At 42.1% G+C, this 13,890-nt stretch carries 12 protein-coding genes and 2 pseudogenes; 13 read left to right on the top strand and 1 reads right to left on the bottom strand.

The annotated features are described in order from the left end of the window. Positions 1-254: 254 nt before the first annotated feature. The 4 genes from NE473_RS20455 (at position 255) to NE473_RS20470 (ending at position 4,281) form a co-directional block, all read left to right on the top strand. A complete protein-coding gene (locus NE473_RS20455; protein ID WP_256265373.1) occupies positions 255-1,178 on the top strand; it encodes a DUF2268 domain-containing putative Zn-dependent protease in 924 nt (307 codons plus the stop codon). Then, positions 1,168-1,932 carry a MerR family transcriptional regulator gene (locus NE473_RS20460; protein ID WP_002591354.1) on the top strand — a complete coding sequence of 255 codons (765 nt, stop codon included), beginning with the start codon at positions 1,168-1,170 and terminating at the stop codon, positions 1,930-1,932. Before NE473_RS20455 ends, NE473_RS20460 begins: the two co-directional genes overlap by 11 nt. A 506-nt stretch (positions 1,933-2,438) precedes the next feature. Continuing rightward, the gene (gene vanR / locus NE473_RS20465; RefSeq protein WP_002591355.1) at positions 2,439-3,146 is read left to right on the top strand and encodes a VanR-ABDEGLN family response regulator transcription factor; all 708 of its coding nucleotides are present in this window, start codon (positions 2,439-2,441) and stop codon (positions 3,144-3,146) included. After that, positions 3,133-4,281, top strand: a complete 1,149-nt coding sequence (locus NE473_RS20470) for a sensor histidine kinase (protein ID WP_002591356.1) — start codon at positions 3,133-3,135, stop codon at positions 4,279-4,281. Before vanR (NE473_RS20465) ends, NE473_RS20470 begins: the two co-directional genes overlap by 14 nt. Before the next feature lie 145 nt (positions 4,282-4,426). On the opposite strand, the pseudogene NE473_RS33175 reads toward NE473_RS20470, so the two are convergent. Continuing rightward, positions 4,427-4,609, bottom strand: a pseudogene (locus NE473_RS33175) (sporulation initiation factor Spo0A C-terminal domain-containing protein); the annotation flags it as partial. A gap of 258 nt (positions 4,610-4,867) precedes the next feature. Here NE473_RS33175 and NE473_RS20480 point away from each other — a divergent pair. From NE473_RS20480 to NE473_RS20520, 9 genes and pseudogenes are all read left to right on the top strand, one after another. Next, positions 4,868-5,053: a hypothetical protein gene (locus NE473_RS20480; protein WP_038269767.1), complete on the top strand. Its 186-nt coding sequence runs from the start codon at positions 4,868-4,870 to the stop codon at positions 5,051-5,053. A 709-nt stretch (positions 5,054-5,762) separates the two neighbouring features. Then, positions 5,763-6,163 (top strand): annotated as a pseudogene (locus NE473_RS20485) (helix-turn-helix domain-containing protein); the annotation flags it as partial. Positions 6,164-6,453: 290 nt separating this feature from the next. Beyond that, entirely contained in the window at positions 6,454-7,401 is a 948-nt protein-coding gene (locus NE473_RS20490; RefSeq protein WP_256265374.1) for a DUF2268 domain-containing putative Zn-dependent protease, read from the top strand. Positions 7,402-7,570: 169 nt separating this feature from the next. Next, positions 7,571-8,278 (top strand): VanR-ABDEGLN family response regulator transcription factor, encoded by a 708-nt coding sequence (vanR, locus tag NE473_RS20495; protein ID WP_002591364.1) that lies wholly within the window; start codon positions 7,571-7,573, stop codon positions 8,276-8,278. Further along, entirely contained in the window at positions 8,265-9,413 is a 1,149-nt protein-coding gene (locus tag NE473_RS20500) for a sensor histidine kinase (RefSeq protein WP_002591365.1), read from the top strand. The genes vanR (NE473_RS20495) and NE473_RS20500 overlap by 14 nt, the downstream gene beginning before the upstream one ends. A 203-nt stretch (positions 9,414-9,616) precedes the next feature. Then, positions 9,617-10,546, top strand: coding sequence for an AraC family transcriptional regulator (locus NE473_RS20505; protein ID WP_002591366.1), 930 nt, complete (start codon positions 9,617-9,619; stop codon positions 10,544-10,546). A 13-nt stretch (positions 10,547-10,559) separates the two neighbouring features. Further along, positions 10,560-10,991, top strand: a complete 432-nt coding sequence (locus tag NE473_RS20510; RefSeq protein WP_002591367.1) for a DUF3788 domain-containing protein — start codon at positions 10,560-10,562, stop codon at positions 10,989-10,991. Between the two features lie 137 nt (positions 10,992-11,128). Then, positions 11,129-13,258: an ABC transporter substrate-binding protein gene (locus NE473_RS20515; protein WP_002591368.1), complete on the top strand. Its 2,130-nt coding sequence runs from the start codon at positions 11,129-11,131 to the stop codon at positions 13,256-13,258. A gap of 32 nt (positions 13,259-13,290) precedes the next feature. Further along, positions 13,291-13,890, top strand: coding sequence for a hypothetical protein (locus tag NE473_RS20520; protein ID WP_002591369.1), 600 nt, complete (start codon positions 13,291-13,293; stop codon positions 13,888-13,890).

Below are 13,890 nucleotides of genomic sequence, written 5' to 3' on the forward strand. Positions count from 1 at the left end.
TTGTTTGTAAAGGAACGCAATGACAATGTAAGAAACTGCAAAGAAATGGGAGTAATACAAGCACCGGGTGCAGAAACTATGTGTAAAGAGCTGGATCGATGGTGTGGTTCACCTTAGCCGGGTACGGTTAATTCCGAAAGGTGCGGATAAACTGGCAAACGGATGTAGAAAAGAAATAATTCAAAAACTATTGACTTTGACGTTCCGTCATACCGTAGAATGAAGTTACAAAATATCGAAAGGAAGTACAAAATATGAGTAACCTAAAAGTACAGGCCGTTCGTTCTGACGGTATCTACAGAAAAATCATGGAAGCGCCAGTTTCTAAAAAGAATGATATTTATCGCTATGAAATGATGAAGCCTTTTGAAAAGAAATGGGCCTGCTACAATGTGCCAATGAAGGCTGCACAACCGAATGGCTATGATGTTATTATGGCAAGTGGTATGTTAGGCTTTCTTCTGCCGGAAAAAATTGATGAAACATGGTCCGAAAGTATAACACTGTTAGACGATAACCAATTTTGGGATAACTGTCAAAAGTCTATCGAGCGCTCCTTAAAGTGTTTTACTGATGCAGAAATTGAGTTGCCGATAAAAGAATATCTCTATATCATTTTGCTGGCTGATCCAGAGAAACCTTATATGCTAATGAATGATAATTACTGTGGAGATGGAGGGATTCCTGGCTACATTTTTACATGGCTTGTTCCATCTGAACACACTAAGAGCAGACTTCCCGTAGCGTTGGCACATGAAACAAATCATAATGTCCGTTTCCAGTTTATTAAATGGTACAATGACATTACTCTTGCTGAAATGATGATAAGTGAGGGACTTGCTGAAAACTTTGCTACTTACCTATATGGTGAGGAAAATGTAGGGTCGTGGGTAAGTAAGACAGATTTGGAAACTTTGAATGGATATATCAAGCCTATCATTAGGGGAGGTCTTGATGTACAGGGTTTAGATAACCTGACAGCATATCTGTATGGTGATGAAATGGCAAAAATGCAAAATTATTTTCCTGTTGGTCTACCCTATTGTGCCGGATATGCTTGTGGCTATCATATGATAAAATACTATCTGAAAAAAACAGGAAAATCTATCATTGAGGCTACCAAGATACCTGCTGATGAAATACTGAAAGAAGTGGAGGGATTTTGGGATGAATCCTAAAAAAATGATGATTCACGAGGTTGCAAAGCTGACCGGCATTACGATACGTGCTTTGCATTACTATGATGAAATCGGTCTGCTGGAACCTACCAAAGCAGATAAGACAAAATATCGTTTATATTCTGAAAATGATTTAGAGAAGTTACAACAAATTCTATTTTACCGTGAAGTGGGGTTTTCTCTAAAAGAGATCAAGGCATTATTGTCAGCGCCCGTATATAATAGACGAGAAGCGTTAGAAAGACATTTAGAACTTCTCAATCTTAGAAAAAAGAAAATTGAGGAACTTATTTGCTTAGTCAACGATACTTTGGCCGGAAAAAGTGATTACTCTTTTACAGCATTCTCAAATGCAGAAGTTTCTGCTCTACAAGAAAAATATAGGAATGAAGTTATCGAACGTTGGGGCAGCACCCATGAGTATCAAGAGTTTTCTTCTTTTTTTTCAGCCAGAGCCGAAAAAGAGAGAAATCGGAAGTGGAATGATTTTTTTATATATTCACAAAATGTCTTTGAACGACTGGCGGAATATAAGGCGGAAACACCTGCTTTACCTGCCATTCAATCCATTGTTGCAGAGTGGCAGGAGTATATATCTGAAAACTTCTATCCCTGTTCGGATGCTATGCTGATGTATCTGGGCGAACTCTATCAAACAGATGAACGATTTGTCGAGTATATCAATAGATTTGCCACATGGAATGTTGCGGAATTTTTTGGTGAAGCAATTAAAGTCTATTGCTGTAATCGCTAATAAACTATTATATCGGGGCAACTTTGCGGAGGTGACTTAAAAGTAAAACTCGCAGGATAATCGTAAGAAATTGCGTTAAAAATCATATATTATCCGCAAAGAAAAATTCGCTTCATTTTGATATGATATATATCGGATGGAGCGTTTTTTACGTCTAAAAAGAAATTTTGGATAAGCATTATTTGGCGACTATATTACCTGCGAGTGAAGTCTTAGATTGTGTGGAGGACTTTTGGAACAAACAAAATATAATTTGGAGTTTTACAGCTAGCATGCGAATTCCACAGGAGGTTTTGAATTGATTTTCAGGTAGCTTTTTTCTTTTTATAAACTAAGGCTCCAGCCAACAGTTTGGGAACCTGAATATCAGATTTCTCCAACATAGATAAAATGGAAATTGTGTGTATCTTAGGAAATAATTAATCATTTATCCATTATATATAAACACATTAGTGTTATGGATCCGGTATAATGTATTTGATTTAATCTGAAAGGAGTGTCATGCTTTGGTTGAAAAAATACTTATTGTTGATGATGAGAAAGAAATTGCGGATTTGATTGAAGTATATCTTCAAAATGAAAATATGGATGTATACAAGTTTTATTCAGGGGAGGAAGTCCTTGTCTGTATTGGGAGTACAGACTTTGATTTGGCTATATTGGATATCATGCTTCCGGATATCAGTGGACTTTCGATATGTCAGTCCATACGAAGTAAGGAGTACACATATCCGGTAATCATGCTTACGGCAAAGGATGGAGAGACGGATAAAATTACCGGGCTCACGCTTGGTGCAGATGATTATATTACAAAACCGTTTCTGCCTCTTGAGCTTGTAGCAAGGGTAAAGGCCCAGCTTCGCCGTTACAAGAAATACAATGTGGGAGCAGTGGTTCCGGCAGCGAATGAAATCTTTAAATATGCCGGATTGACAATGAACATTAAGACGTATGAATGCCGGCTTAATGGAAAGGCGCTGTCACTGACTCCAACGGAATTTTCCATATTAAGGATTCTTTTAGAGCGCAGGTGCAGTGTTGTCAGTGCCGAAGAATTATTCCATGAAGTCTGGCAGGAAGAATATTATACCAAGAGTAACAATACAATTACCGTACACATCCGCCATCTACGTGAGAAGATGAAGGATACCGGGGAAAATCCCAGATATATAAAAACGGTTTGGGGGGTAGGATATAAAATTGGTGAAATTTAAAAAAGCAAAGTACAATTATTCAAAACTCGGCCGTATTACGTTTATCCGAGGATTATGGATTACAGTGGGAGCAGTTGCTGCAGTCTTTGGACTGCGGATGCTGACACGTGGACACTTGGCAGATGCGATTGTTAGGTGGTTTGCACGTAGTCTTTCAATCAGTGAGATGGAAGCTGATTTGTTATATTTCAAGCTAGTGACTGTCAATATGCAGTTTATTCTTGCGTTAGTCATAATCATATTTGTTTTTTTGTTGTTCCACATGCTGTTGGACACATATAAAAGATATTTCGATGAGGTAGTTACAGGGATTGACAAGCTTATGGAAGAAAGGACAGCGATTTCCCTGTCTCCGGAACTGGAGAGTGTGGAGCATAAACTGGCTGATGTAAAGCGGACACTTGCAGAAAGGGCGGATAAGGCTAAGAGGGCAGAGCAGCAGAAGAATGATTTGGTAGTATATCTGGCCCATGATATCAAAACCCCACTGACTTCAGTAATAGGATATCTCAGCCTTTTAGATGAAACACCGGATATGCCCGATGAGGAGAAAGCAAAATATATCCATACTGCATGGGAAAAGGCGAACCGGCTCAGGACCCTGGTGAATGAGTTTTTTGAGATTACCCGCAGCCATTCCGAATCTCTTCCGCTTCATAAGGCAAAGGTTGATCTTTTCTATATGATTGCTCAGATTTCAGATGAGTTGTATCCACAGTTGAATGCATGCGGAAAAATCATAGAGAATCATGTGGATGAGGACATATCTGTATATGGAGACTCTGATAAGCTGGCCAGAGTGTTTAATAATATCCTGAAAAATGCCATTTCTTATAGTGCGGAAAACAGCGTTATCAAAGTCTCAGCCATAGAGCTTTCAGCATGGACTGTGATTCGATTTGAAAATGATGGGGAAATTCCGGAGGATAAGCTCAATGTGATTTTTGATAAATTCTGCCGTTTAAGCAATGCGAGATTAAGCGAAACAGGAGGCTCCGGCCTGGGGCTCGCTATTGCAAAAAATATTATTGTACTGCATGGCGGACAGATAAGGGCTGAAAGCAGTAATGGACGCACTGCTTTCATTATTGAAATCCCATCAGCATCATCCAAAATCTCTGTCACAGCATCTTAGCGATTTTAATACATCTATCATTTCAATCGACCTGATAGAACAGGCGGGGAATCAGACGATTATATAATACATTAAAAAGGTGGTGAGCATTTTGAAAATTCGCAGTGAATTTACATGTCCGTTTGAATTGGTTCACGATATGGTAAATGGATGTATGAAATTTGCTGGATATCTCTACATACAGCCCTTTCGATATGTAGGTTAGTAATTCTGGATCATGAATGTCTAGACCGACTCCGTAGGATGTATAGCGGAATCCCTTATAGGAATTATTGCTCCCAAGGCATCGAAGCAGATTACTGGTTTCTCTTTCGTATTTCCTACTAATCCCTCCTGAAATATTATCGCAATAGTAACCTTATATGGCAAAAAATGGAGGTCCAAGAGAAAACAAGGCGAAAAAAACGATACATTATGACGAAAAAGGTCGAATTAAGATTGCTTATAATATAAATGATATTAAGAAGTAACACCTTGTCTATTCGTCCCATATAGTATAGTACAAACCTATATTAAAAGGAGGAGTAAAGAATGTGTTGCTGTAGATGTTGTTGTAGATGTTGTTGCAGATGCTGTTGCAGATGCTGTGGTAATAGTAATAGTAATAGTAATAGTAATAGCTGCGGTTGCGGTTGCTGTTGCTGCTGTCCATGGTGGTGCAGTACTGGTGGAGGAAACAATTGGGGCGGTAATTGGGGCGACAATTGGGATCCTTGTGCGAATGAAAGACGCTGGGCATACAGAGAGGGTTTTAACGATGGGTATACGGTAGGATTTGAAGACGGAAGATGGAATAGACGTCCATGTCCACGGTCAAATTAAAATAGAACAAGGCGGGTACCGGACATTGACCGGGCCCGCCTGTTTTAGATGATATTCAGACGTTAAAATTGATAAATAAAATCCAAAGTCGAGGAAGCGTATGTTTTCCAGCCTATCCACATAGACGTCTGTGTAAGACAGCGGTTGAATGCAATGACTGATTTAATTAAAAAAGGGCACTATGGGAAAAGCTGCACATAAAGCAATGTGTTATGATGCGCATATAAATTATGGCCTGATTCTGTCCCGATTACAGCAAGAAACTGCCTATTCGCGGTATTCGGAGAAACTGAAGCAGGCAGAATTGCTAACAATTAACCGCCTTCTGGAGACTGTGTTGCCCCAGGTTGCAAACAGCATAGACATGGAGGATTATTAGGAGCTGGGAAAGAATGCCGGGAGCTATAGTATTGCGGCTTCCGAGGGCTTTTCTGCTGTACATAAGACGGTCACTCTTGAAAATCTGGGAAGTGGGGGTGTGTGATCCCTAAAACAATGGAGGCCAACGTCACGGCGCTTCATAAGGTTTTATATGGGAATCAGGATTATGAAACTCGAACCGGGTGAAAGAGATTGGCGGGGAAATTATCAAACAGGCATTGAAAAAGTGATATCATGTTTAGTATAGCACAGTGTGATTTCCTGGAAAAGCGTATTGAGAAATTTATACGGAAGAACTGGCAAATATCGCCGGCCTGTCCCCTTTCTATTTTCAACGTTTATTCAAGCGGCTGGTAAAGAAACCGGTTCAGGAATATGTGAAGCTCCGCCGCCTGGCAAAGGTGATTGAAAATCTGGGTAATACCGAACAGAGAATACTTGACGTTGCCCTGGACTATGACATTACAAGCCACGCGAATTTTACACGGGCTTTCAAAGAAACGTATGGAATACACCCTAAGAGTACAGGAGGGATATAACAATGTTTAACACATTTGACAAGCCGGAAGTTTACCTCGGCTTGGAACCGGAGGTCCGTTTCTCTGGACAGATTCCGGCTGGTGAAAGCACAGGTGTAGACGTACCGGGGCAGCTCTGGAAACGCTATCATATGGAGAAGTTAAACTGCCTGATAGAGCAGGCAATTTTTATATGAAAGGAGGTAATTTTAGAGTATGGAGGTGGCTGTGAGAAAGAAGTTAAGACGGATTTTTACAATACTGGGAACAACTGATTTTTACCATAACAGCCTGTGGGAACCGCATGGATGCCATGCAGCCGGATTCTTCCTATGTTGCAGACTTTTTTGATATTCCGGACTCAGTGACAGGAATTGAAAGACTTCTGCTCAAAGATGATATGGCCTATATGTGCTGTCTGGAGGAAGATGGCACGTCCTATCTGGCAGCAATGAACATTGATGACGGTAAGTTTTTGAAACAGAATCTGGAGCTGGACGCCTCGGTTTCGCTTCTGGATTTTGGCTTTGCCCCGGACAACAGTATCTGGGCGGTTTGCCTGGAACAGGCCGGCGTCTATAGTTTAAGGAAATTTGACAACAGCGGTTCACTGGTTCAGTCGGTTGACCTGGCAGGTGTGATGGACACCTCAGTCATATCGGCAGTTGGAAGAGATTTGTTCCTCAGTATTGATAGAGAGGGAAATATCTGTGTGGCTGCTAAAGGCAGAAATACGCTGGTCTATCTGTTCGACAATAACGGCAGTTTCTTATTTTCTCTCGACTATGAGGGAAATCTTATGACAACCACAACGACTGCCGGGGGACAGATTGGTATTTGTGCAACTTCCCCGGACCGTATGAACTATGACCTGCTGACAGTGGACATGAAGAGCCGGGATTGGAGTAAAGACAAAATCTATCTGGGCGCAACAGCATGTCTGTACGGAGGTGTGAACAAAGATTTCTATCGGTTTGATTCTTCGGTTTTATATGGTTATGCAGCGGGCGCGCAGGAGGGCAGCCCGGTCTTTAACTGGTCGGATATCTTAAATGAGTATATTAAGCCAATCATTCACGATGGTTTAAATGTTCAAGGGCTTGAAAACCTCAATGCCTATTTGTATGGCGATGAAATGGCTGCTTTGCAAAATTACGCTCCTGTTGGTTTACCTTACTGCGCAGGCTATGCTTGCGGCTATCATTTGGTTAAGCATTATTTGAACAAAACAGGGAAAAGCATTGCAGAAGCGACTATATTACCTGCGAGTGAAGTCTTAGATTGTGTGGAGGACTTTTGGAACAAACAAAATATAATTTGGAGTTTTACAACAAGCATGCGAATTCCACTGGCGGTTTTGAATTTATTTTCAGGCCGCCTTTTTCTTTTTATAAACTAAGGCTCCAGCCAAACAGTTCGGCTTTAATATCACATTTCTCCAACATAATTAAAATGGTAATTATGTGTATCTTAGGAAATAATTAATCATTTATCCATTATATATAAACACATTAGTGTCACGGATCCGGTATAATGTATATGATTTAATCTGAAAGGAGTGTCATGCTTTGCTTGAAAAAATACTTGTTGTTGATGATGAGAAAGAAATTGCGGATCTGATCGAAGTATATCTTCAAAATGAAAATATGGATGTATATAAGTTTTATTCAGGGGAGGAAGCGCTTGTCTGTATTGGGAGTACAGACTTTGACTTGGCTATATTGGATATTATGCTTCCGGATATCAGCGGACTTTCGATATGTCAGTCCATCCGAAGTAAGGAGTACACATATCCGGTAATCATGCTTACGGCTAAGGATGGAGAGACGGATAAAATTACCGGGCTTACACTCGGTGCAGATGATTATATTACAAAACCGTTCCTGCCCCTTGAGCTGGTAGCAAGGGTAAAGGCCCAGCTACGCCGTTACAAGAAATATAATGCGGGCTCAGCGGTTCCGGCAGCAGATGAAATCTTCAAATATGCCGGTTTGTCGATGAACATTAAGACATATGAATGCCGGCTTAATGGAGAGACGCTGTCACTGACCCCTACGGAGTTTTCCATACTAAGAATTCTTTTAGAGCGCAAGTGCAGTGTCGTCAGTGCCGAAGAATTATTCCATGAAGTCTGGCAGGAAGAATATTATACCAAGAGTAACAATACAATTACCGTACACATCCGCCATCTTCGTGAGAAGATGAAGGATACCGGGGAAAGTCCCAGATATATAAAAACGGTTTGGGGGGTTGGATATAAAATTGGGGAAATTTAAAAAAACAAAATATAACTATTCAAAGCTCGGCCGTATTACATTTATCAGAGGATTATGGATTACCATGGGAGCAGTTGCTGCAGTCTTTGCCCTGCGGATGCTGACGCGTGGACACTTGGCAGACGCGATTGTCGGGGCAGTTGCACGCAGTCTTTCAATCAGTGAGAAGGAAGCTGATTTGATATATTTCAAGATAGTGACTGTCAATATGCAGTTTATTCTTGCGTTAGTCATAATCATATTTGTTTTTTTGTTGTTCCACATGCTTTTGGATACATATAAAAGATATTTTGATGAGGTAGTTACAGGGATTGACAAGCTTATGGAAGAAAGGGCAGCGATTTCCCTGTCTCCGGAACTGGAGAGTGTGGAGCATAAACTGGCCGATGTAAAGCGGACACTTGCAGAACGGGCGGATGAGGCTAAGAGGGCGGAGCAGCAGAAGAATGATCTGGTGGTATATCTGGCTCATGATATCAAGACCCCACTGACATCTGTGATAGGATATCTCAGTCTTTTAGATGAAACACCGGATATGCCCGATGAGGAGAAAGCAAAATATATCCATACTGCATGGGAAAAGGCGAACCGGCTCAGGACCCTGGTGAATGAGTTTTTTGAGATTACCCGCAGCCATTCGGAATCTCTTCCGCTTCATAAGACAAAGGTTGATCTTTTCTATATGATTGCTCAGATTTCAGATGAGTTGTATCCGCAGTTGAATGCATGCGGAAAAATCATAGAGAATCATGTAGATGAGGACATATCTGTATATGGAGACTCTGATAAGCTGGCCAGAGTGTTTAATAATATCCTGAAAAATGCCATTTCTTATAGTGCGGAAAACAGCGTTATCAAAGTCTCAGCCAGAGAGCTTTCAGAATGGACGGTGATTCGATTTGAAAATGATGGGGAAATTCCGGAGGATAAGCTCAATGTGATTTTTGATAAATTCTGCCGTTTAAGCAATGCGAGATTAAGCGAGACAGGAGGCTCCGGCTTGGGGCTTGCTATTGCAAAAAATATTATTGTACTGCATGGCGGACAGATAAGGGCTGAAAGCAGTAATGGACGCACTGCTTTCATCATTGAAATCCCATCAGCATCATCCAAAATCTCTTTCACAGCATCTTAGAAAAAAATCAATTTAAGTATGAAAATTGCCTGTTCATCAATGGTATGCTAGATTTACCTAAGAGAACAGGCAATTTTTATGAAACCAACTATTAAAACATAGGAGGGGGACAGTATGATTTTTTTATGAAAAGCGCATTGTGTGATAAGCCCGGTAAAAAATAAGATGATATAATGTGAACATCAAATACAGGAGGTACAACAATGTACGCATGGGAAGCAATCGAACAATCCTTAACATTTATAGAGGAACACTTAACAGAAGAAATTTATACGGAGGAACTGGCAAATATTGCCGGCCTGTCCCCTTTCTATTTTCAGCGTTTGTTCAAGCGGCTGGTAAATAAACCGGTTCAGGAATATGTGAAGCTCCGCCGTCTGGCAAAGGTGATTGAAAATCTGGGTAATACCGAACAGAGAATACTTGACGCTGCCCTGGACTATGGCTTTACAAGCCATGCAAATTTTACGCGGGCCTTCAAGGAAACGTATGGAATCACACCCGAAGAGTACAGGAGAGATTTACCAATGCTCAACACATTCGACAAGCCGGAAGTTTCCATGAATTACGTCTTAGTAGATGAAGGGGTTCCGCTGGTGGTAGGAAATATCGTCTTGGAAATCCAGAGAAAAACGTTGACGGAACCGGAAGTTTACCTCGGCTTTGAAACTAAAGTCCGTATTTCCGAACAGATTCCGGCTGGTGAAAGCACAGGTGTAGATGTGCCGGGACAGCTCTGGAAACGCTACCATATGGAGAAGACGTTAATCGCAGAAGACGTCGATGCCAATGTGGAAATGGGAATGTCCCATACGGAAGATACGGCACAGGGCCTTTTCACGTATTTTGCGGGAGGTCTTGTTCGAAATATCCCGCATAAACAGCAGGAAGACTTTGTAAAGAGAGAACTCCCTGCGGGAGAATACATTGTTTGCAGGATTGAAGCAGAAAGTTTTGAGGATTTGGTAACGGTTGCCTTGAATCAGGGTGGAAAATACCTTTTTGGTACATGGCTGCCGCATCACAGCTTAACAACGGAGCCTTTTTCAGCAGAAAAGTATTATCGTGACCTAAAGGACATGGCCTGTATGGAAATTTGGGTCAAGCCCATACCGTTGGAAAAAAAAGAGTAGGAGGGATATTGGGATGGATTGGAATATGCTTTATACAAACGGCGATGCTCCATCTCTGAAGCAAATAGCGGAGTATATTGACAATCCGTTATGGGCAGAGTTTGACAGCCGCATCCGGTCCGCTTACCGGATTGAGCCTTATATGGATTACAGCCGCTGTTCCATGCAGCCAGGCTGGAATATTAAATACAAGAAAAGCGGGAAATCTCTTTGTACCTGTTACCCAATGCAGGGTTATTTTATCGCTCTTGTGGTGATAGGAAGCCGTGAACTTACGGAGGCAGAATTATTAATGCCGTTATTTTCTGACTATGTGCAGAAAGTATTCAGAGATGCAAAAACTGGTAACGGACAGAAATGGCTGATGTTAGAAGTACGGGATAAGGAGATTATGAATAATGTTTTTGAACTGATAAATCTTAGAAAGAGGAGTATATCGCCTTAGGAATTTCTTAATCATTCATTTACCATTCCATAGAAAATCAATTATCTCAAATTAAAAAATTGCCTGCTCATCAATGGTATGCTTAAACTGCCTGATAGAGCAGGCAATTTTTATATGAAAGGAGGTAATTTTAGAGTATGGAGGTGGCTGTGAGAAAGAAGTTAAGACGGATTTTTACAATAATGGGAACAACAGCACTGATTTTTACCATAACAGCCTGCGGGAACCGCATGGATGCCATGCAGCCGGATTCTTCCTATGTTGCAGACTTTTTTGATATTCCGGACTCAGTGACAGGAATCGAAAGACTTCTGCTCAAAGATGATATGGCCTATATGTGCTGTCTGGAGGAAGATGGCACGTCCTATCTGGCAGCAATGAACATTGATGACGGTAAATTTTTGAAACAGAATCTGGAGCTGGACGCCTCGGTTTCGCTTCTGGATTTTGGCTTTGCCCCGGACAACAGTATCTGGGCGGTTTGCCTGGAACAGGCCGGTGTCTATAGTTTAAGGAAATTTGACAACAGCGGTTCACTGGTTCAGTCGGTTGACCTGGCAGGTGTGATGGACACCTCAGTCATATCGGCAGTTGGAAGAGATTTGTTCCTCAGCATTGATAGAGAGGGAAATATCTGTGTGGCTGCTAAAGGCAGAAATACGCTGGTCTATCTGTTCGACAATGACGGCAGTTTCTTATTTTCTCTCGACTATGAGGGAAATCTTATGACAACCACAACGACTGCCGGGGGACAGATTGGTATTTGTGCAACTTCCCCGGACCGTATGAACTATGACCTGCTGACAGTGGACATGAAGAGCCTGGATTGGAGTAAAGATAAAATCTATCTGGGCGCAACAGCAGGGCTGTACGGAGGTGTGAACAAAGATTTCTATCGGTTTGATTCTTCGGTTTTATATGGTTATGCAGCGGGCGCGCAGGAGGGCAGCCCGGTCTTTAACTGGTCGGATATGGGACTTGGCACATCAGAGGTTCATCTTGGAGAATGCACGGACGGGCGTTTTGTGGTCCTGGCAGCCTCATCTAATCAGACTGAGGTATTATCGTATGAAATGGCGGTTCTGACCAAGGGGGCGGATGAGAGGGAGAATTTGAGTATGGTGAGCCTGAGCGCGACCCCCGGCCTTGTCCAGGCCGTATCTGATTTTAACAAAACAAACGACAGGTATAAGGTTGAGCTGACAGAGTATTTTCCGTATGCGCAGAATGTGACTGACGAGGAATGGGATAATGCCATTATAAATCTTAATACACGTATCATCTCCGGCGATATGCCGGATATCCTGGATATGAGTCATTTGTCTGTACAGATTTATCAAAGCAAAGGGCTTTTAGAAGATCTCTATCCATATATGGAACATGATCCGGAAATCAGGAAAGAGGATTACTTTGAAAATGTCTTTGAAGCTATCAGCCTGGATGGAAAGCTGCCCTATCTTACGGACGGAGCAGCCATATCCACTATGCTGGCCGGTGAAGATATTGTGGCTGGAAACGATGGCTGGACCATTCAGGAGCTGGAAAAGGTCCTTGATACTTACGGAGCCAATTCCATAAACAATCTGTCTGGTGCTTCCTTCCTGAAAATCATGCTTCAGACAGATGGCAGTTTTATTGACTGGAATTTGGGCAAATGCTCTTTTGATTCACCTGAATTTGTAAAAATGCTGGAATTTGCCGGCAAAATACAGGAAAGCAGCCAGAACAGCTTTGGAGGAACGGAGATGAGCGAAAGCTATGCAGCAGCCTATGAGACTGTGCTGAGCGTTTACCACATCACCCGGTACAGAAATTATTACAACGGGAATCTGAGATTTCTTGGACTTCCCGGAGGCGGCGGTGAGTACCACGTAATCAAACCGGAAGTGAAGGTTGGAATCTCCTCGTCCAGCTCCCGGAAGGAAGGGGCATGGGAATTTGTCAGAACACTATTGACAGAGGAGCATCAGATGTCATGTATGATGCTTCCGATTCATAAGAGGGCGTTTGATAAGGTCACGCAGGCGGCGGTGGATGGAAAATCTGTCTGGACATGGATTTACGAAGACGGCAAGGCAACAAAAGAAGATGTGGAGCTGACAATGCAGCTTTTAAACAGCGCAGCCTATGTGGAGAATGACAATCAGACACTGGAATCACTGATATTAGAGGAGGCCCGGGAATATTTTTCAGGGGCCAGGAGCGCCCTGGAAGCGGCTGAAAGAATTCAGAGCCGGGCCAGTCTTTATATCAATGAGCAAATGTGAAAATTTTTATGCAAAGGAAAGGAGCCAAAACTATGAAAAGACAGCTTATGAAAAGAGGAATGATGGGGATATATGCAGTTATCTGCGCGGGGATGCTTTTGGTTACCGGCTGTGCAGGTATAGAGACAAATACAAAAACGGAAACAGAAAGAATTGAAGCGACAGAGAGACAGGAAAGTAATCCTGTAATTACTGCCAGTAAGGAGGAGAAGGCGGAGGTCCCTGAAAAGCAGGAGGAAGCGGTCCAAAATGATTCGTCTCTGCAAATTCAGGATGATGCCGGGAATGGGGACTCAGATACAATGGATACGTTTGCAGATGCGAATGACATGATGAAGTCTGCTGATTTGAGCGGTACAGCCGGCGAATGCTCGGATACCGGGTGCGTGATTAATACATCGCCCTTTGCGGACGGCACTTCATCTTCAGGAGATGGGGGCAGCATGACGGTTACTTATACAGAAGACACGGTATTTCAAAAGGGAACCGTGAAATCGGATGGCAGCAGCTACTTTTTGGAGGACAGTGAAAAAGACAGGATAGGGGGCAGTGATTTTGTACTGTGTTTCGGGAAACAGCAGGCGGACGGTTCTTACCTGGCAGACAGAATCATTATGATTGTGTTCAATTAA

Source organism: Hungatella sp. SL.1.14, from assembly GCF_024460495.1.
Classification (GTDB): Bacteria; Bacillota; Clostridia; order Lachnospirales; family Lachnospiraceae; genus Hungatella; species Hungatella hathewayi.

Excerpts from the sequence above, each read along its gene's own strand:
- NE473_RS20455 (WP_256265373.1), top strand. The coding sequence starts at position 255 with ATGAGTAACCTAAAAGTACAGGCCGTTCGTTCTGACGGTATCTACAGA.
- NE473_RS20460 (WP_002591354.1), top strand. The coding sequence starts at position 1,168 with ATGAATCCTAAAAAAATGATGATTCACGAGGTTGCAAAGCTGACCGGC.
- NE473_RS20490 (WP_256265374.1), top strand. The coding sequence starts at position 6,454 with ATGAACATTGATGACGGTAAGTTTTTGAAACAGAATCTGGAGCTGGAC.
- NE473_RS20505 (WP_002591366.1), top strand. The coding sequence starts at position 9,617 with ATGTACGCATGGGAAGCAATCGAACAATCCTTAACATTTATAGAGGAA.
- NE473_RS20510 (WP_002591367.1), top strand. The coding sequence starts at position 10,560 with ATGGATTGGAATATGCTTTATACAAACGGCGATGCTCCATCTCTGAAG.
- NE473_RS20515 (WP_002591368.1), top strand. The coding sequence starts at position 11,129 with ATGGAGGTGGCTGTGAGAAAGAAGTTAAGACGGATTTTTACAATAATG.
- NE473_RS20520 (WP_002591369.1), top strand. The coding sequence starts at position 13,291 with ATGAAAAGACAGCTTATGAAAAGAGGAATGATGGGGATATATGCAGTT.